This window comes from Pseudomonas sp. UBA6276 (assembly GCF_002438365.1).
In the GTDB taxonomy this organism is placed as follows: Bacteria; Pseudomonadota; Gammaproteobacteria; order Pseudomonadales; family Pseudomonadaceae; genus Aquipseudomonas; species Aquipseudomonas coleopterorum.
Window position 1 is genome coordinate 1 of sequence record NZ_DJUS01000042.1, and the last position, 18971, is coordinate 18971.

An 18971-nucleotide genomic window follows, 5' to 3' on the forward strand; every position below is an offset into this window, starting at 1 on the left:
GGTGAACTTGATGGCGTTGCTGAGCAGGTTGCCCACGGCCTCGAACAGCAGCGCGCGGTCACCATGCAGCATTGGCAGCGTGTCCGGCACGTCCAGACGTAGATTGATGCCCTCGTCTTCGGCCAGGGGCAGATAGAAGTCGTGCAGCTCGTGCAGCAGGGGTTGCGGGTCGAAGGAAATGAAGCCCGAACGTCGGCGGTGGTCCTCGATTTCGGAGATACGCAACAAGCCACGGAATCGCGCCATCAGCGTGTCGGTTTCGGCGATCACCTCGTCCAGTTGCAACGCCTGGCGCGAATCCGCCGGCGCCTCCTGCTGGATACGGTAGAGCTGCGCGCGCAGGCGGGTCAGGGGCGTGCGCAAGTCATGGGCAATGTTGTCGCAGACACCCTTGACCTCGATCATCAGCTGCTCGATACGTTCGAGCATCGCGTTGACGATGGCCGCCAGCATGTCCAGTTCGTCGCGCCGGTCCGACAGCGGCAGGCGGGTAGTCAGATCACCGGCCACGATTGCATCGGCGCTCGCTTCGATGGCGCGGATGCGCCGCAACGGCCTGCGCCGTAACAGGTGCCAGCCGGCAATGCCGGGAATGATCGTCAGGGAAATGCCCCACAGCAGCGCCCGCAGAATGATGTGAGTGACCGCGAACAACGAGCCGTTGTCGCGTACCAGCACCAGCCAGCGGCCATCCAGGGTGCGCATCGCCACCGCGTCGCAGCTGTTCTGCGGCATTTGCGGATTGTCGCTGTCCACGCAACTGTTCAGGTCATGGATGCGCCCGTCCAGTGGCAGACCTCGCGGCACCTGCAACAACTGGCCGGACAACGGCCGCAATTGCAGATCGAACAGACCATAGGCGTCGAAGGTACGGTCGTCGAACGCTTCGCTGGCGGCCAGCGCCTCGTTCAATGCTTCGCCGTGAAAGCGCGAGAACAGGTGTTGACGCTGCATCAGCGAGTGCCGCGCCAGGTCGGCCAGATAGGCCGAGACTTCGAAGTACAGCACGCCCATGAGCAAGCTGCTCCAGGCCACGAACAGAAAGCTGTAGAGCGCCAGCAGCCGACTGCTGGACGAGCGCCAGCCTTTAGACAGGTTCGGCAATGACATAGCCGGAGCCTCGCACGGTCTTGATCAACGGTGCGGTGCCCGGTGGGTCGATCTTCTTGCGCAAGCGGCCGATGTGCACGTCGATCAGGTTGGTGCCTGGGTCGAAGTGATAGCCCCAGACTTCCTCGAAAATCATCATGCGCGTGAGGATCTGGCCGGCATTGCGCATGAGGAATTCCAGCAACTTGTACTCGGTGGGCAGCAGGTTCAACGCCTGTTCGCCACGGCACGCCTCGCGGGTCATCAGATCCAGCGTCAGGTCGGCCACGCGCAGCGTGTTGTCGGCGGCGGCCACGGCGTTGTTGCGACGCAGCAGCACCTCGACTCGGGCGGCCATCTCGTCCGAGGCGAACGGCTTGGTCAGGTAATCGTCACCACCGGCACGCAGACCGCGCACTCGCTCGTCGACATCCGACAGCGCGCTGATCATCAGGATCGGCGTGCTCACACCGATGGTGCGCAGGGTGGTCACGATGGCCAGTCCGTCGAGCTCTGGCAGCATCCGGTCCAGGGTGATCACGTCATAGTTGCCGCTCACCGCTTTGACCAGCCCTTCGCGGCCGTTGTCCACCCAGTCGACCTGCAGGCCGTGGCTGCTCAGTTCCGCCACGATTTCCCTGGCGGTCACGGCATCGTCTTCGATGGTCAGTACGCGAGTCATGTTGGTCTCTACCCGATGATTTTTGCTGAGGATGGCAGCATTGTGACAACAATCGGCCCAGGGCTCGTTGAAGTTTTTTTCATCTTGCGCCACCTGACCCCATCGGCGTGAGCCCAGTCGCGCTGCACGCGCGATTGGCCGACGAATCACAGGCTCATCCTAAAGCCTGGCCGATCGGCGCCGATGTAACGGTCACAGCCTATCGGGACACGATCGCCATGAGCACCTTGAGTACCATCGCCAGCAACTTGAGCATTCGCACCCTAGCGGTAACCCCAACGGCCGCCGCCCCCGTCGCCACTGCAGAAAGTGATGCAACGCAGGCCGCTGCCGCGCCTTCTGCAACGCCAACGAACGCGCCGGTCGGTGGCGCAGGCGGGGCGGGTGCCAGTGAGAGCAGCAGTAGCAGTAGTAATTCGGACACGATCGAGCAACTGCAGAAGCAGATTGCCGAGCTGCAGAAGCAGTTAAAGGAGCAACAACAGGAGATGGCCCGAATCCAGGCCAGCCAGCAAAGCGAAGAAAGCAAGGCCGCCGCAGTGGCCGCCATCCAGGCACAGGTCGTTGCCACGTCCGCAGGGCTGCAAACCGCCACCGCCGCATTGCTTCAGGTCATGCAGGAATCAGGCAGCAGTACCGCCGGCTCCATGGTCAGTACCACCGCCTGAGGCGCTGTCAGCTCCCGGCCCACCACGACACCGTCAAGCGTCTGCTTGCCGATGCCGATGGTGCTATGTACGCCCGCAAGCGGGCCGCCCGCCGTGCCTGAAGGACGCGGTCAGTCGGCAGCCTGGCGCATCTGCTTTTTCTGCGCCTTGTAGTCCATCGCCACGGCCGGCGGCGCGCTGCTCTTGCCGGTTTCCACCCACTTGCGCAGACGGCTGGCATCGGCAAAGTGGGTGTACTTGCCGAACGCATCGAGGATCACCATCGCCACAGGTCGGCCACCCATGCGCGTCACCAGCACCAGGCAGTGCCCGGCCATATTGGTGAAACCGGTCTTGGTGATCTTGATGTCCCAGTCATCCTTGTTGATCAGGTGATCGGTATTGTGGAACCCCAGGGTGTAGCTGGGCTTCTTGAACGCCACGGTCTTTTCCCGCGTGGTGCTCAGCTCGCTGAGCAACGGGTACTGCTGCGCCGCGATCAGCAACTTGGCCAGATCACGTGCGGTGGACACGTTGCTGGTCGACAAGCCGGTCGGCTCCACATAGCGGGTATGGGTCATGCCCAGTGCGCGAGCCTTGGCGTTCATTGCCGCAATGAAAGCACCGTAGCCGCCGGGGTAATGATGGGCGAGACTCGACGCTGCACGGTTCTCCGAAGACATCAGGGTGATCAGCAGCATGTCCCGGCGGTTCAGCTCGCTACCGAGCTTGACCCGGGAAAACACACCCTTCATTTCCTTGTTGTGAGTGATGTCGACCGAGATCACTTCGCTCATCGACTGCTTGGCGTCCAGCACGACCATGCCGGTCATCAACTTGGTCACCGATGCGATAGGCACCACATGGTCGGCGTTGTTCTCGTAGACCACTTTGTTGGTCTGCAGATCGATCAGCAGAGCGCTACCCGAAGCCAGGTGCAACTGCGAGGGATCCCGGGGCACGGCGGCTTTTTCCGCCGCTTCAAGGTTTGGGGTGGCGACGAAAGTGGTCAAAGCCAGCAACAGGCTGAAAAGAGATAGCGGGGTCTTCACGCGGAGCGCTCACTGAAATAGAGGTAGATCGGGCCTGGGGTGGAGCGGAGTCGAAGTGACGATTGTCACGTGGCGCGAGTATGGCAAAGCGCCTGTCGATTGTCGCGCCCGGCAAGGCCTGGTGCGTGAAGAAAAGCTCATCCAGCGCGAACACCATGAAAAAGCCCCGCAGAGCGGGGCTTGATCCATTCCATCCAGTGCGCTGGCTAGTGGGGCTGCGCTGCATTGAGCGTGGCAAAGGCTTGTTTGGCGTGGGGCAGGGAGGGCAGGGGCCCACTTACAGGCTCGCCGTCGCGCACCACGTACCAGCACGCCAAAAGGCCCAGATCACGCAACTTTTCCGGGACCGCGCTGCCGACTACCGACATGATTCTTAATACAGGCATGAGACACCTCCGGTGGTTCCTGCCAGCCACCTTACGAGTTCGCCGCTGCCCATAGAAATCACCTTGCTCGATAGTCACCATCGACAATTCCTATCACGCCCTGCCGTGGCGACTCACCAGCGTGGTGGACCGTAGTACACCGGTGGCGGCCCATAGTAGCCACGCGGTGGAGGCGGGGCTGCGTACACAGGATAAGGCTGCACATACACATCCGGCGACTGCACATAAACCGGCTGCTGCACATAGGCAGGTTGTTGCACGTACACCGGTGGCGGGCTCTGCACATACACCGGCGGCTGCTCCACATAGACCCGCTGCGGTGTATTGGAGGTGACCACCGCACCGACCACGGCTGCGCCCAGCACAGCACCCAATATACCCGGCCCGGCACCGTGCCAGCCACCGCCGTGCGCCGAGGCCTGACCGGCCATCGCCAGCGCCCCTACCAGCAGAGCCATCTTGGGAAGTTGACGCATCATGATAGATTCCTCGTGTTTCGCGCCCTGGCGTTCGAACCTGCGATAGGGTCAAATCATTTCGCCGGGGACATGACTATGACAAAAAAACGGTCAAAAGCGTCCCTGTCGATGGGTAAATTTTGTGTAAGGGCAGCGTGTCCTCTGCCTGCTTTCCTAATGTCACACGCCGCCAGGAGGCCAAGAATGTCCATTGCTCCCAACCGCGACACCATCCTGTGCATGTCGCTCGCCGCGCGTCCCGGAACGTTCGGTGTACGCTTTCACAACCATCTGTATGAGCAGATGGGTCTCAACTATTATTACAAGGCCATGACCACAGGCGATCTGCCGGCAGCCATTGGCGGCATCCGCGCCTTGGGCATCCGTGGCTGCGGCGTGTCGATGCCGTTCAAGGAAGCCTGCATACCCTTGGTCGACGAACTCGATGCATCGGCGTCGGCCATCGAATCGATCAATACCATCGTCAACGACAACGGTTATCTGAAGGCCTACAACACCGACTATATGGCCATCCGCCAATTGCTGGATGCGCACGCCGTCGACCCCGACACCACCTTCGCCCTGCGCGGCAGCGGCGGCATGGCCAAGGCCGTAGCGTCGGCGTTTCGCGACGCCGGTCTGCGCAATGGCCTGATCATTGCGCGCAACTACGAAACCGGCCGCGCGCTGGCCGATACGTGCGGTTATCCCTGGCAGGCCGAGTTGGGCGACTCGCGCCCGCAGCTATTGGTCAACGTCACGCCGGTTGGCATGACCGGCAGCAACCAGGCAGAGGAATTGTCATTTGATATGGCGGCCATCGAAGCGGCGCAACAGGTGTTCGACGTCGTCGCCCTGCCGTGGCAAACCCCTCTGATCAAAGCTGCCCAAAAACTCGGAAAGCCGGTGATCACCGGCCTGGAGGTCATCGCCATTCAGGCGCTGGAGCAGTTCGTGCTCTACACCGGCGTACGCCCTAGCGCCGAGCAGTTACGCCTGGCCACCGAGTACGCCCGCGGCTGACGCAGCTGTCATTCCAGCCGCGACAGGCGCTCTTCAAGCGCAGCGATACGTGCTTCCAGCTCGTCCAGGCGGGTATCGTCGGGTTTTGAGCCGTTGCGTTCGGGCGGCACGCCCCGGGCGCTCAAGATGGCGTCGATGGCCGCAGGATCACCCAGGGCATGGCTGTAGCGATCCTCGCGCTGCCCCGCCTGGCGTGGCACATGTACCGCGAAGCCGCGGCTTGCGAGACGCTCCAGCTGATGCACGATTTGCTCGGCGTCCTCGAAATCGTGGAGGCGGGCACTGCGCGTCAGCAGCTCGCCAACGGTCTGTGGTCCGCGCAGGAACATCAGCCCCATCAGAATGACCTGAGCGGGCACCAGCTCCAGGGCTTTGTCCAACCGATGCTCCCAGCGATCGGCGCGGCTGCCCATCACCAGACGAGTCATCTGCCGACCTTCGAGCGCGCGCAGGCTCTGCCCGATCTGCCCCTGAGTGTACTGGGTCACCGGTTCGCGACTGGTTTTCTGATTGCACGCCAGCACCAGCGCATTGAGCGTCAATGGGTAGGTTTCAGGATTGCTGGCCTGTTTCTCGATCAGTGCGCCCAGTACGCGAATCTCCACGGCATCGAGCCGTACGGGTTCGGAAGCGGTTGTTTCAACATCGGTCATGGCATAAGCCCCAGGCAATCGGTAACGGCCAGTATGCTATAAAAACCGCCCAGACGGCTGCCTGCCGCCGCCTGTGGCGCGGTCGCGCCTGCGCCAGCGAGCAGGCCCTCGGCTCCCTGCCAAATTTAGGGTTGCTGCGCATGTAAACCGGCCTTAGACTGCCGCCCCTCTTGACCATGTGCCGTGTGGTGCTTGAAGAATTCTGCCTGCGTCGCTGACAGCGTCGCGGGCTTCCTGTTTTGCCCTAGCGCATTATTCGTTTGCAGAGAAATCAATGACAAAGGAAAAGTTGCTGGCCATGCCGGCTGATGACTACATGAACGCTGAGCAACTGGCCTACTTCACCGAGCTGTTGCAGGCCATGAAGATCGAGACCCAGCAGCGCATCGAGCAAAGCCGTGTAGCCATTGAAAGCCTGGACACGCCCGCCGATCCTGCCGACGCTGCCTCTGTAGAAGAGGAGCGTCATTGGTTGGTCAATGTCATCGAGCGCGACCAGCGCCTGCTGCCGCAATTGGAAATGGCCCTGGGCCGTATCAATGACGACAGCTTCGGCTGGTGTGACGACAGTGGCGAGCCGATCGGCCTGAAGCGCCTGTTGATCAGCCCTACCACCAAGTACTGCATCGAGGCGCAAGAGCGCCACGAGCAGATCGACAAGCATCAACGTCAAGCGTGATCAATAGACCGCAGGCGTTTTTCACGCCTGCGGATGCAAGGCCACGTTGAGTTCATCGACGATGGGTGCCCACTCCGCATCGCTGTGCAGCTCCTCTTTCAGAAAGCTGCGCTGCTGATCAGTCCAGAAAGGCGCATCGATCAGTTTGGTGTCTTGGTCGAGCTGATGCTCGGCAATGAATTTCTGAATGTCAGCCTCTTCGCTGGCCAGGCCCAGTTGATCGAAAAGGCCAGTAAGGCTTGGGTTCGGCAGATCCATGTTGACTCCTCTGCGGCCGTTTCCAGCCATGATTGAAAGGTTACTCAGTATCTGAGGCGAGGGCTTCGCCAGAGTTCGCTCGCAGTACCGTGTTTGTTTGCAATGGACGGCACAGGGCATCGAGCTTTGTCCCGATCCTGTTTTGAACGTGTCCATCCAACAAACTTCTTGACCGCGCTGGGGTTCGATTCGGTACTATTCGCGCCAGATCACCGTCATGCGCTTCGCTGCCCTGCACGTGTTGGTCGCCAGCTTCCCCATGAGGCCGCGGCGCCGCTCTGCCATACACGTCCAGGCTTGCCTTTTTCCTTCGCGGTCTTCGGCAATTTTCCCTGCAGCAGGTCGACGCTGCGCATCCCGGATCAAGGTTCGATCCTTTAGTCTTTCGTTAGCAGGTCGGTGGCAATCATTGCACGTGCTGCCGACCGTTCGGCGCTCCCCGCGTCTTCAGGTTATTACCACGCGAACAGCGTCCGGTAGTCTGTGTTTCGATTTGAGGATTCTTCATTGGCAGTAACTAATCTGGATATGCACGCCCTGTTCGTGCTCGGCGACTTGCGTGCGAAGTTGGTCAAACTCTTTCAGTCGCGTTTCGTCTATGTCACCGAGCAAAGCGCGGAAGGCATCTACATGGCCGAACTCGATACCGAGTCCGCGCTGGTGGTCGACGACAAACCTCGACTGGAACTCAAAGTAGGCGATCACTTCCGCGCTGCGGTTTTGCCGAGCCGCGAAGGTGGCAAGTTCGAACTCAAGTTTCGCGATATCAAACTCACTGTCTACGGACTGGGCGAGTATGCGTTCGTCAGCATGGCGCAGGGCGAAGGCATCGTGTTCAAGGAAGGTCAGACCGTGATGCTGGTCTTCGCTGCCCACGAGCGCATCGAGGAAAACCTGAGCAAGACCTTGAAAGCGGCGACCGCCAAGGCAGCCAAATGGCGCAAGGGCGAATTGACCTTCAAACCCAGCGAATAATGCTTCGGGGAACCTGCGCTACAGTAAGGTGACTTACCCAAGTCATCGACTGTTACCGAGGAACCCCGCATGAAAGGATTACGTGCCTGGCTTGTCGCCTGTGGCGCCGGCCTCTGGCTATCGACCGCAACACTTCCGGCCCACGCGCAAACCACGCCCATCCAGTTCGCCGACCTGAACTGGGAGAGTGGCAGCCTCATTACCGAACTGTTGCGCTATATCGTCGAGAAGGGCTACGGCCTGCCCACCGATACCCAGCCTGGCACGACCATCACCCTGGAAACGGCGTTGGCCAAGAACGACATCCAGGTCATTGCCGAAGAGTGGGCCGGCCGTAGTCCTGTCTGGGTCAAGGCCGAAGCCGAGGGCAAGGTGATTGGCTTGGGTGACACCGTCAAAGGCGCCACCGAGGGCTGGTTCGTGCCTGAATATGTGATCAAGGGCGACGCCGCCAAAGGTATCAAGCCGCTGGCGCCGGATCTGCGCAGCGTCGCCGATCTGCCGCGCTACAAGGATGTTTTCAAGGATCCGGAAAGCCCAGACAAAGGCCGCTTCCTCAACAGCCCCATCGGCTGGACATCTGAAGTCGTCAACGCGCAGAAACTCAAGGCCTACAAGCTGACCGACGACTACGTCAATTTTCGTTCGGGTTCAGGCGCCGCACTGGACGCCGAGATCGCCTCTTCTATCCGTCGCGGCAAACCCGTGCTCTTCTACTACTGGTCACCGACCCCGCTGTTGGGCCGCTACAAGCTGATCCAGCTCGAGGAACCCCCTTTCGATGCCAAGGCCTGGGCCACCCTGACCGATGCTGACAATCCCGCGCCGCTGCCTACCCGTTCGCTGCCATCGAAGCTTTCGATCGGGGTGTCCAAGGCATTCCAGCAGGAGTATCCGCAACTGGTCGAGTTCTTCGCCAAGGTCGACCTTCCTATCGATCCCCTGAACAAGGCCCTGGCCAACATGAGCGAAGCCCGCACTTCGCCTCGCCAGGCTGGCGAGGCGTTTCTGAAGGATCATCCTGAAGTGTGGAAGACCTGGCTGCCTGAAGACGTGGCCAGCAAGGTGAGCGCCAGTCTGAAATGAGTCAGTGACCGCTGTCGCTGCGGTGGCTGCTGACCTCGGCAGGCACCGCTTCTCCAGCCGTGCGTTTGCGAAACAGCGCTGCGCGGGCCAGCAGCAGCGTGGTCACCGGCACGGTGATCGACAGCAGGATGGGGATGAGCCAGGCATGCACCACCGGCCCATGCTTGAGCCAGGAGAAGTACAGGATCGACGCCAGCGCCACACACCAGGTGCCCAGCGTGGACGCCAGCGCTGGCGGGTGCATGCGCTGGAAGTAATCCTTGAAGCGCAGCAACCCCAAGGCGCCCGTGAATGCGAACAGACTGCTGGCGAGCAGCAGTATGGCCGTGGCCACCTCTACCCAGAAGGGTAAAACCTGGAGTGAATTCATTCGATCACTTCTCCACGCAGCAGGAACTTGGCCAGCGCGAACGACCCTACGAATCCGAACAGGGCAATCAGCAGGGCCGCTTCGAAATAGGTGTCACTGGCGTAACGTATGCCCAGCACCAGCATGACCAGCATCGCCAGAATGTACAGGTAGTCCAGAGCCAGTACCCGGTCCTGGGCCGACGGTCCTCTGAACAGCCGGATCAGCGTAAGCAACATTGCCAGGGCGAATATGAACAAGCTTGCGACAATGGCGTTGGACAGCAGTGCGCTCATTGAAAGATCTCCATCAGCGGGCGTTCGTAGGTGTCCTTGAATTCCTCGATGAATTGCGCCTCGTCATCCAGATCCAGAACATGCATCAGCAAAACGCTGCGATCCAGCGCCAGCTCGGACCATACGGTGCCTGGAATGACGGTGGCGACTGCCGCCAAGGCAGCCAGCCCGTTGGCATTGTGCAACTGCAACGGAATCTCCACGAACGCCGAACGTGGCGGGCGAGCGTCCATGCTCCACACCTGCCAGAACACCTGCAGGTTCGACACCAGTACACCGCCGCCTACGCGCAGCAGCAGCCGCAGTATCACGATGGGCCGACGGATACGCACGGCCTGAGGTCGTAGCGGCGACATCAACAGCGGCGCCAGCCACCCCAGCAGCACGGCGAGCAAAAGGTTGCCGGCACTCATTGAGACATTGAGCAGCAACCACAGTATGGCAAGGGCGATCGACAGCAACGGAGCAGGGAACAGGCGACTCATGGTTCACCCTCAAGGCTTGTTGTAGTCGGACCGGGAACCGGCTGGGCGCCCAGCACGGTCATCACGTATTGCTTGGGATCATCGAGCATGGCCGCCGTATCGGCCGTGTACCGCAGCAGAGGTTCTGCGCGCATCGCCAACAACACACACAATCCCAGCAGGACCATGATCGGTACACACTCGTTGAGCCGCAGCAACGGTGAAGGCCGCTCGTGCGGGGTCCAGAAGCGCTGCATGCCCACACGTGCCAGAGCGATCAGCGACGCCAGTCCGGACAGGATCAGCAACGCCAGGTAGACCCATGCGCTTGCACTCGGGGTTTGCTCGGTGGCCACCCCGAGTCCCTGTGGATTGAACAACGCGGCGATCAGGTTGAGTTTGCCGATGAACCCTGACAACGGCGGCATGCCGATGATCAGCAATGCGCAGGCAATGAAACTCAACCCCAGGAAGGCCATGGTCCAGGGAATCACCTGGCCTACCACGGCCTTCTGCTCGTCATCCAGGTTGATACCCTTGGGCGGATGCAATGCCTCGACTGCAGCTGGCAGCGGGTCGGCATCGTACTCCAGGGGAATCTCGTTGGCGGACCGCGAACGCTCGATGAGTTCGGCGAGCAGGAACAGCGCGCTGAGTGCCAATGTCGAGCTGACCAGATAGAACAGCGCGGCAGCGATCAACCCGCTCTGCCCGAAACCGATCGCTGCCAGCAGGATGCCGGCTGAAATCAGGATGCTCAGGCTCGCCATGCGCTCCAGTCGCTGCGCCGCAAGAATACAGATGGCAGCCACGGCGATGGTCGCCAGGCCCCCGTAGATCAGCCACTGACCGCCGAAATGCGCCGAGGCACCGGCCTGTCCGGAAAACATCAGGGTCCACAGCCGCAGCAGGGTATAGAAGCCCACCTTGGTCATGATCGCGAACAGGGCCGCAACCGGGGCGCTGGCGGACGAGTACGCCGGCACCAGCCAGAAATTCAACGGCCACATGCCCGCCTTGGCCAGGAAGGCTGTCGCCAGAATGGCAGCACCGGCGTGCAGCAGGCCGCGATCTGCTTCGGGCACCAACGGAATCTTCAGGGCCAGGTCAGCCATGTTCAGGGTTCCCGTGACCCCGTAGATCATGGCCGCCCCGATGAGGAACAACGACGAGGCCAGCAGGTTGATCGCGATGTAATGCAGCCCGGCCGATACCCGGGCCTTGCCCGAACCATGCAGCATCAGGCCATAGGAGGCGGCCAGAAGCACCTCGAAGAACACGAACAGGTTGAACAGATCGGCGGTAAGAAATGCGCCGTAAAGGCCCATCAACTGAATCTGGAACAAGGCGTGGAAGCTCGCGCCGGCCCGATCCCACCGGGCCATGGCGAACAGCAGGGCGCAGACGCCGACGATGCCCGTCAGCACCAGCATCAACGCCGAAAGCCTGTCCACCACCAGCACGATACCGAATGGCACCTGCCAGTTGCCGGGCAGGTACACGCCAATCGAACCGGCCTGGCCTTGGTCCTGGACCCACCACATCAGGTAACAGGCAATCGCCAGTCCCAGCAGGCTGGAGATGATGTTGATCTGCGCTTTCAGCGAACGGTGTTTCTCTCCGAGCAGCATCATCAACGCCGCCGTGAACAGCGGCAGAATGATGGGCGCAGCGATCAGATGGGGCATCCAGCTCATTCCTTGGGCTCCCGGCCGTCTACGTGGTCAGTGCCGGTCAGGCCCCGCGAAGCCAACAGAACCACCAGAAACAGCGCAGTCATCGCAAAGCTGATCACGATGGCAGTCAGTACCAGTGCCTGGGGCAGGGGGTCTGTGTAATTGAGCAGGTCCTGCGGCACACCTTCCTTGATGATCGGCTCCTTGCCGATGAACAGGCTGCCCATGCTGAAGATGAACAGGTTGACCCCGTAAGACAGCAGGCAGAGGCCCATGACCACCTGGAACGTTCGTGGACGCAAGATCAGCCAAACGCCCGATGCAGCCAGTACGCCGATGGCAATCGCTATCACTTCTTCCATCAGACGGCTCCTTTTGGGGCAATGCCTTTGGGCAGGCTCGAGGGACGGTGAGCACGCACCGACTGGTGACCCAGCGCGGTGAGCATCAGCAGAGTGGATCCCACCACCACGGTGAACACACCGATGTCGAAGAACAGGGCACTGGCGACATGAAAGTCACCCAGGACCGGCAAATGAACATGCGCAGTGTGTGTGGTGAGGAATGGATAACCCAAGGCAATGGCGCCGATCCCGGTGACAGTGGCACAAAGCAGTCCGGTACCCATCCAGCGCAGCGGTCTCAGGCGCATCTGCGCCTCCACCCACTGGGTACCCGCCACCATGTATTGCAGGATGAACGCTACCGACAGCACCAGGCCGGCAACGAATCCACCGCCAGGCTGATTGTGCCCGCGCATGAACAGATACATCGAGACCACCACCGCCACTGGCAGCAACAGACGAACCAGAACGGCCGGAACCATCATGAAACCCAGCGCAGTGTCGTCCGCACCGCGCGGGTTGATGAGATCGGTGACCACGTCGGGTGCCAGCGATCGTTGCTGCGCCGGCAGCTGCATGCTTTCCTTGGGTGGGCGGAAGCGCCGCAGCAGGGCAAACACGGTCAGGGCCACGGCGGCAAGCACGGTAATCTCACCCAGGGTATCGAAGCCGCGGAAGTCCACCAGCATGACGTTGACCACGTTGGTCCCGCCGCCTTGGGGCAGGGCACGGCTCAGGTAGAACTCGGAAATGAAGTTGGGCGTGGCGCGGGTGAGCATCGAATAGGACAACAGCGCCATGCCGCCGCCGACCACCACCGCCAGCACCAGATCGCGCAGACGGCGCAATTTGGCACGGTCCAGCGTCGCCCTGGAGGGTGCGACATCCTCGATCCGCCGAGGCAACCAACGCAGCCCGAGCAATATCAACACCGTGGTCACCACCTCGACCACCAGCTGAGTCAGCGCCAGATCCGGTGCGGAGAACCAGACGAACGTGACGCAGGTCATCAATCCGCACACGCTGACCATGGTCAGGGCTGCCAGCCGGTGGTACTTCGCCTGCCAGGCAGCGCCCAATGCGCAGGCAATGGCGATCAACCAGAGAATCACGAAGACGCCCGATCCCGGGATCTTCGGTCGATCCCCCCAGCTCAGTCCGCTATAAAGCATCGGCGCCAGGCCCGCGAGCACTGCTACCAACACCAGCATGAACAGTTGGGCCTGCAGGCGTCTGGTGGTAAGCAGTCGCTCCACCCTGCGCGCCAGCCGCATCATGACCACCTGCGAGCGCTCGAACAGCCGCTTGCCGTTGAAGCGCTCGATCACCGGTGGATAGCGCAGCCGACCGTGACGGAACTGATTGCGCAGCAACACATAAAGGAGCACGCCTGCCCCCATCGCAATCAGGCTCATGACCATGGGCGCGTTCCAGCCATGCCATATGGCCAGGCTGTACTCAGGCAGCTCGCCCCCCACAACGGGTATCGCCGCGGCCGCCAGGAACGGCGCCACCGACTGTGCCGGAAAGATGCCGACCACCAGGCAGGTCAGCACCAGCAGCTCCACGGGCGCACGCATCCAGCGCGGCGGCTCGTGGGGGATGTGGGGCAGGTCGGTGGCTTTGGGACCCAGGAACACATCAACCGTGAAGCGCAGTGAATAGGCGACGCTGAAGATACCGGCCAGCGTCGCGACTACCGGCAGGGCGATCTCGACCCAGGCGGTGGAGCTGATGAAAACCGTTTCGGCGAAGAACATTTCCTTGGACAGGAAGCCGTTCATCAGTGGCACCCCTGCCATGGCCGCGCTGGCAACCATGGCCAGCGTCGCTGTGTAGGGAATAAGGCGGAACAGCCCGCTCAGGCGGCGTATGTCGCGTGTTCCACTTTCATGGTCGATGATGCCGGCGGCCATGAACAGCGACGCCTTGAATGTCGCGTGGTTGAGAATGTGAAAAACCGCGGCCACGGCTGCCAGCGGGCTGTTCAGCCCCAGCAACAGCGTGATCAGGCCCAGGTGGCTGATCGTCGAATACGCCAGCAGGCCTTTGAGATCGTTCTGAAACATTGCCGCATAAGCGCCGAGCATCAGCGTGCAGGCTCCCGCGCCACTGACGATCCAGAACCACTGTTCGCTGCCGGACAGTGACGGCCACAGCCGGGCCAGCAGGAATACCCCTGCTTTAACCATGGTTGCCGAGTGCAGATACGCCGAAACCGGCGTCGGCGCCGCCATCGCGTGAGGCAGCCAGAAATGAAATGGAAACTGGGCGCTCTTGGTCAGTGCGCCCAGCAGGACCAGGGTCAGCATGACGGGATACAGGCCATGCGCACGGATGGCGTCACCGGCAACGAGCACCTTGTCCAGGTCGTAGCTGCCGACGATATGCCCCAGCAGCAACACGCCAGCGAGCAGGCACAGACCACCGGCGCCGGTCACCATGAGCGCCATGTAGGCACCACGGCGCGCATCGGCGCGATGGTGCCAGTAGCCAATCAGGAGAAAGGAGAACAGGCTGGTCAATTCCCAGAAAAACACCATCTGGATGAGGTTGCCGGAAATTACCAGACCCAGCATGGCGCCCATGAACGCCAGGAAAAATGCGAAGAAGCGAGGGACTGGGTCCTGCGGCGACATGTAATAGCGCGCATAGAGCGCCACCAGCGTACCGATGCCCAGCACCAGCAATGAAAACAGCCAGGCGAAGCCGTCCAGGCGCAGCACCAGGTTGAGTCCGAGGCTGGGCAGCCAGAGGAATTCCTCGCGGATCACACCACCGTTGGCAATTTGCGGGTACAGCATGGCTACCTGTACCGTGCCGACCAAGGCAACCAGTCCGGCCAGAAGCGATTCTGCGTTGCGTGCGTTGTGCGGCAGGATGGCCGCCACGCAGCTGCCTACGAAGGGCAGAAGCAATAGTACTATCAAGGACATAGGCTTCTAATCTGCAGGAATATTGAAAAGGATCATACGGGGTCACTGGGTGATCACCAACCCGCAAGCTGTGCCAGAATCGTACAGGCATGCCATAACGACTTGTTTTTTTATGACAATTTTTTACCATCGATAGCTCCGCCTTGATCGCGTCGATCAGCGGGACTACCCCCAGCGAGCGCAGATTCCCTTGGTCAAAGACCCCAGTTCCAGAGCCTCGGTACTCCAGCACGTCAGTCATAACGTACGTCGCCTGCGCCAGGCCGCCGGGCTTTCGCAGAGCGCCCTGGCAGAGTGCTCCGGGGTCAGCCGCCGCATGCTGGTGGCTATCGAAGCCGGTGACAACAACGTCAGTCTCACGACCCTGGACCGTATTGCCGAAGCCCTTGATGTCGCTTTCAGCGATCTCATCCAGCCTGGCGAGAATCGCGACCCTGGCCGGATCAATGAACTGGCCTGGGTCGGCACATTCCCTGGCAGCAAGGCCGTCCTCCTGGCCAGTACAGTAGCCAGCAAGGAGGTCGAACTGTGGGAGTGGCTGTTGCAGCCTGGCGAAACCTATGCATCGGAGCCCGATGCCGAAGGCTGGAGCGAGCAGATCTACGTTTGTGAAGGGCGACTGACCGTCGTATTGGACGGCCGCTCCCATGCGTTGGCAGCTGGCGAGTTTTTTGTCTATCCCAGCAATCAGCCCTATGCCTATCGCAATGACAGTGAAACGTTGGTGCGCTTCGTACGCAACGTCGTCATCTAAGTTCGTTTCCGCCAACAAAGACCCGCAGCCGTCTGGCTTCCGAACTCACCTCCTTTTCAAGGTTGCCCGGCGCTGCGGCATTCGCCATGATCGTTGCACAAGAGCAGCCCACACGATCCAGCATCCGAACCGGAGCCCGAATGAGCCTGACACCTTCTGCCACTTTCCCCGTTCCCGAGCGCCTGCGCGCCACGCGCGCGCTCATGCAACGCGAGGGCATCGACGCCCTGCTGGTGCCTTCGGCGGACCCGCATCTATCCGAATACCTGCCTGAACACTGGCAGGCACGCCAATGGCTTTCCGGTTTCCAGGGTTCTGTCGGCACCTTGATCGTGACCGCTGATTTCGCAGGGCTTTGGGCCGACAGCCGCTACTGGGAGCAAGCCCAGGTCGAACTCGACGGAAGCGGCATCCAACTGGTCAAGCTGATGGCTGGGCAGCCGGGTCCATTGGACTGGCTGGGCTCGCAGATGCATGCTGGGACCACGGTCGCGGTCGATGGCGCAGTCATGGCCGTTGCTGCCGCCCGTCAGTTGCGAGAAAAGCTGCAACACACAGGTGCGTCGTTGCGTACCGATATCGACCTCTTCGCAGAGATCTGGCCAGATCGCCCCCCATTGCCTGCGCAAGCTGTCTACGCCCACCTACCGCCGTACGCCGCTCGCGAGCGCGCCGAAAAACTCAGAGCGCTGCGCGAGCAGACTCGATCCCAGGGCGCTCAGTGGCACCTGCTGGCAACTCTGGACGATATTGCCTGGCTGTTCGACCTGCGCGGTTCGGACGTTTCCTATAATCCGGTCTTCGTTGCCTTCGCGTTGATCGGCGAGCACTCGGCAACCCTGTTCACCACACTGTCCAGGATAGATTCCACGCTTATCCAAAGCTTGGCGCAGGAAGGCATTGACGTTCGCGAGTACACCGAGATCGGCGCCGCCCTGGCTGTGGTGCCAACCGGCGAGAAGCTTCTGATCGATCCTGCTCGCGTTACCGTCGGCATCATCGAAAACCTCGCTACCGGCGTTACCTTGATAGAAGCGCTGAACCCAACGACCTTGAGCAAGTCACGCAAGACCGCAAAAGAAGCAGAGCATATTCGCCACGCCATGGAGCAGGACGGTGCGGCACTGTGCGAGTTCTTCGCGTGGCTGGAGGCTGCCTGGGCAGGCGAGCGCATAACCGAATTGACCATCGACGAGCAGCTCACGGCCGCACGCGCGCGTCGACCCAATTTCGTCTCCCTCAGCTTTTCGACCATTGCCGCGTTCAACGCCAACGGTGCCATGCCTCATTACCGCGCCACTGAGAAAGCCCACGCCGTCATCGAGGGCAACGGTCTGTTGTTGATCGACTCGGGCGGCCAATACCTGGGCGGCACTACCGACATAACCCGCATGGTCCCGGTCGGTACGCCCACGGCGGATCAGAAAGCGGATTGCACTCGAGTGCTGAAAGGCATGATCGCCCTGTCACGGGCTACGTTTCCAAAAGGGATTCTTTCGCCCTTGCTCGATGCCATTGCGCGTGCACCCATCTGGGCCGACCAGGTCGACTATGGGCACGGCACAGGCCACGGTGTGGGTTACTTCATGAACGTTCACGAGGGGCCGCAGGTCATTGCCTACCAGGCCCCCGCCACGCCCCAGACAGCTATGCTGCCGGGGATGATCACCTCCATCGAGCCAGGGACCTATCGGCCCGGACGCTGGGGAGTGCGTATCGAAAATCTTGTCCTCACACGCGAAGCCGGGCAGGGCGACTTCGGTCAGTTCCTGAACTTCGAAACGCTGACGCTATGTCCGATCGATACCCGCTGCATCGACATTCCCCAGTTGTCGACCGTCGAGCGCCAGTGGCTCAACGACTACCATGCCGAAGTCGCCAGACGGGTGGCGCCGCTGCTTGCCAATGCGCCGTTGGAATGGCTGCGCGAACGCACCCAGCCGATCTGACCTGTGCAATCAGTCGGCGGCGACGGCAGGAGCATGCTCGGCGCGGATCGTCAACGTGGCTCCCACAGAGGCCATGATGATCGCGCCGATCGCCAGCCACTGAGTGGCGCTTAACACTTCATGCAGGAACAGCAACCCGGAAAGTGCGCCGATGGCTGGCTCCATGCTCATCAGCGTGCCAAAGGTGCGTGCCGGCAAGCGTGTCAGCGCAACCATCTCGAGGCTGTAGGGCAGAGCCGTGGACAAGATCGCCACAGCAATGGCCGTCGGGATCAACGCCAGGTCGAGCAAGGCGGTACCTGCATGCGCGATGCCGACAGGAGCAATGAACACTGCAGCGATCATCACGCCCAGCGCTGCGGTCTGCACACCGTTGTCGGCGCCCGCCTTTTGGCCATAAAGGATGTAGAGGGCCCAGCACACACCTGCGCCCAGCGCATAGCAGACGCCTACTGGATCGAGACCTGCCTGGGCATCGCCGAGCGGTATCAGCAGCAGTAACCCCACGAGCGCAAGTGCCACCCAAACGAAATCCATTGCCCTGCGCGAAGCCAGAATCGCAACTGCCAGCGGGCCAGTGAACTCCAGGGCCACGGCGATCCCTAGAGGAACCGTGCGTAGAGACATATAGAAAAGCAGATTCATGCAGCCCAAGGCGATGCCGTAGATCATCACGGTCTGCAATGTCTTCCAGGTCAATCGGGCTCGCCACGGGCGCAGCAGGATCAACATGAACACGCTGGCGAACATAAGGCGCAGGGCAGTCGTACCCTGCGCCCCTATCAGCGGAAACATGCCCTTGGCCAATGAGGCGCCTGTCTGGATGGACGCCATGGCTATTAGAAGAAGCGCGATAGGGTAGAGCTTGGTGGTGAGCGAAGGCGGAGTCATGAGGCGGCTACTTGGCAGAGGTTAGGTATGCGTTGGTCGTATGATGGCTAAGCTGCAAGAAATGAGCAATATATTGCCCATTTAAATTTATTGAACTTTCAACACCCTGGGCTATTGACGCGCTCTGTAATCTCTCTATAATTCGCCCCACTTCCGGCGCAGCCGAAACGATAAACGCCTTGTTAATCAATGAGTTAGTCGTTCAGGTGGTGAGGAAGTGCTTCGATCTTCAAGTTCGGAAGCGGTGAAAAAGGCAGTTGACAGCGGTTTGAAACGCTGTAGAATTCGCCTCCCGCTGACGAGTGATCGAAGCGAGTCAAGTGT

At 61.0% G+C, this 18971-nt stretch carries 21 protein-coding genes; 7 read left to right on the forward strand and 14 right to left on the reverse strand.

Translation table 11 applies throughout. The annotated features are described in order from the left end of the window. Both B2V21_RS04650 and B2V21_RS04655 read right to left on the reverse strand, forming a co-directional pair. A partial coding sequence (locus B2V21_RS04650; RefSeq protein ID WP_286916157.1) for a sensor histidine kinase occupies positions 1-1110 on the reverse strand: 1110 nt, incomplete at its 3' end. Continuing rightward, positions 1088-1771 (reverse strand): response regulator transcription factor, encoded by a 684-nt coding sequence (locus B2V21_RS04655; RefSeq protein ID WP_049858732.1) that lies wholly within the window; start codon positions 1769-1771, stop codon positions 1088-1090. The genes B2V21_RS04655 and B2V21_RS04650, both read right to left, overlap by 23 nt. A 218-nt stretch (positions 1772-1989) precedes the next feature. On the opposite strand from B2V21_RS04655, the gene B2V21_RS04660 reads away from it, so the two are divergent. After that, positions 1990-2439 carry a FlxA-like family protein gene (locus tag B2V21_RS04660; protein ID WP_286916158.1) on the forward strand — a complete coding sequence of 150 codons (450 nt, stop codon included), beginning with the start codon at positions 1990-1992 and terminating at the stop codon, positions 2437-2439. A 110-nt stretch (positions 2440-2549) separates the two neighbouring features. Here B2V21_RS04660 and pbpG read toward each other — a convergent pair whose 3' ends face one another. The 3 genes from pbpG to B2V21_RS04675 all read right to left on the reverse strand — a co-directional run bounded on the left by pbpG (position 2550) and on the right by B2V21_RS04675 (position 4335). After that, positions 2550-3470, reverse strand: a complete 921-nt coding sequence (gene pbpG / locus B2V21_RS04665; RefSeq protein ID WP_049858730.1) for a D-alanyl-D-alanine endopeptidase — start codon at positions 3468-3470, stop codon at positions 2550-2552. 206 nt (positions 3471-3676) lie between these two features. Then, a complete protein-coding gene (locus tag B2V21_RS04670; RefSeq protein ID WP_049858967.1) occupies positions 3677-3856 on the reverse strand; it encodes a hypothetical protein in 180 nt (59 codons plus the stop codon). Between the two features lie 113 nt (positions 3857-3969). Beyond that, a complete protein-coding gene (locus tag B2V21_RS04675; protein WP_286916159.1) occupies positions 3970-4335 on the reverse strand; it encodes a hypothetical protein in 366 nt (121 codons plus the stop codon). Between the two features lie 183 nt (positions 4336-4518). Between B2V21_RS04675 and B2V21_RS04680 the strand changes: the two genes are divergently transcribed. Next, positions 4519-5337, forward strand: coding sequence for a shikimate 5-dehydrogenase (locus B2V21_RS04680; RefSeq protein WP_286916160.1), 819 nt, complete (start codon positions 4519-4521; stop codon positions 5335-5337). An 8-nt stretch (positions 5338-5345) separates the two neighbouring features. Here B2V21_RS04680 and B2V21_RS04685 read toward each other — a convergent pair whose 3' ends face one another. Then, complete coding sequence (locus tag B2V21_RS04685; protein ID WP_286916161.1) at positions 5346-5990, reverse strand: YceH family protein; 645 nt, start codon at positions 5988-5990, stop codon at positions 5346-5348. Between the two features lie 274 nt (positions 5991-6264). Here B2V21_RS04685 and B2V21_RS04690 point away from each other — a divergent pair, with 274 nt between their 5' ends. Continuing rightward, a complete protein-coding gene (locus B2V21_RS04690) occupies positions 6265-6669 on the forward strand; it encodes a TraR/DksA family transcriptional regulator (protein WP_049858726.1) in 405 nt (134 codons plus the stop codon). A gap of 21 nt (positions 6670-6690) precedes the next feature. Here B2V21_RS04690 and B2V21_RS04695 read toward each other — a convergent pair whose 3' ends face one another. Further along, a complete protein-coding gene (locus B2V21_RS04695) occupies positions 6691-6927 on the reverse strand; it encodes a DUF2789 domain-containing protein (protein WP_049858725.1) in 237 nt (78 codons plus the stop codon). A 507-nt stretch (positions 6928-7434) separates the two neighbouring features. Here B2V21_RS04695 and B2V21_RS04700 point away from each other — a divergent pair. Then, complete coding sequence (locus B2V21_RS04700) at positions 7435-7902, forward strand: hypothetical protein (protein ID WP_286916162.1); 468 nt, start codon at positions 7435-7437, stop codon at positions 7900-7902. A 69-nt stretch (positions 7903-7971) separates the two neighbouring features. After that, positions 7972-8988: an ABC transporter substrate-binding protein gene (locus tag B2V21_RS04705; RefSeq protein WP_192069217.1), complete on the forward strand. Its 1017-nt coding sequence runs from the start codon at positions 7972-7974 to the stop codon at positions 8986-8988. A gap of 1 nt (position 8989) precedes the next feature. Here the strand turns inward: B2V21_RS04705 and B2V21_RS04710 are convergent, their stop codons facing one another. Genes B2V21_RS04710 through B2V21_RS04735 form a run of 6 tightly spaced genes read right to left on the reverse strand, consistent with a single transcriptional unit; the run spans position 8990 to position 15053 of the window. Next, positions 8990-9358, reverse strand: coding sequence for a Na+/H+ antiporter subunit G (locus B2V21_RS04710; RefSeq protein WP_286916163.1), 369 nt, complete (start codon positions 9356-9358; stop codon positions 8990-8992). Further along, positions 9355-9633, reverse strand: coding sequence for a K+/H+ antiporter subunit F (locus tag B2V21_RS04715; protein WP_049858721.1), 279 nt, complete (start codon positions 9631-9633; stop codon positions 9355-9357). Before B2V21_RS04715 ends, B2V21_RS04710 begins: the two co-directional genes overlap by 4 nt. Next, complete coding sequence (locus B2V21_RS04720; protein WP_286916164.1) at positions 9630-10118, reverse strand: Na+/H+ antiporter subunit E; 489 nt, start codon at positions 10116-10118, stop codon at positions 9630-9632. The genes B2V21_RS04715 and B2V21_RS04720 overlap by 4 nt, the downstream gene beginning before the upstream one ends. After that, positions 10115-11794, reverse strand: coding sequence for a monovalent cation/H+ antiporter subunit D (locus tag B2V21_RS04725; RefSeq protein ID WP_282348492.1), 1680 nt, complete (start codon positions 11792-11794; stop codon positions 10115-10117). The genes B2V21_RS04720 and B2V21_RS04725 overlap by 4 nt, the downstream gene beginning before the upstream one ends. Next, positions 11791-12135: a Na+/H+ antiporter subunit C gene (locus B2V21_RS04730; protein ID WP_043186251.1), complete on the reverse strand. Its 345-nt coding sequence runs from the start codon at positions 12133-12135 to the stop codon at positions 11791-11793. Before B2V21_RS04730 ends, B2V21_RS04725 begins: the two co-directional genes overlap by 4 nt. Further along, positions 12135-15053 (reverse strand): monovalent cation/H+ antiporter subunit A, encoded by a 2919-nt coding sequence (locus B2V21_RS04735; protein WP_286916165.1) that lies wholly within the window; start codon positions 15051-15053, stop codon positions 12135-12137. The genes B2V21_RS04730 and B2V21_RS04735 overlap by 1 nt, the downstream gene beginning before the upstream one ends. Before the next feature lie 190 nt (positions 15054-15243). Between B2V21_RS04735 and B2V21_RS04740 the strand changes: the two genes are divergently transcribed. Continuing rightward, positions 15244-15807 (forward strand): XRE family transcriptional regulator, encoded by a 564-nt coding sequence (locus tag B2V21_RS04740; RefSeq protein WP_049858717.1) that lies wholly within the window; start codon positions 15244-15246, stop codon positions 15805-15807. 140 nt (positions 15808-15947) lie between these two features. Further along, entirely contained in the window at positions 15948-17756 is a 1809-nt protein-coding gene (locus tag B2V21_RS04745) for an aminopeptidase P family protein (RefSeq protein ID WP_049858716.1), read from the forward strand. A gap of 9 nt (positions 17757-17765) precedes the next feature. Here B2V21_RS04745 and rhtA read toward each other — a convergent pair whose 3' ends face one another. Next, entirely contained in the window at positions 17766-18647 is an 882-nt protein-coding gene (gene rhtA / locus B2V21_RS04750; RefSeq protein ID WP_286916166.1) for a threonine/homoserine exporter RhtA, read from the reverse strand. Positions 18648-18971 lie beyond the last annotated feature (324 nt).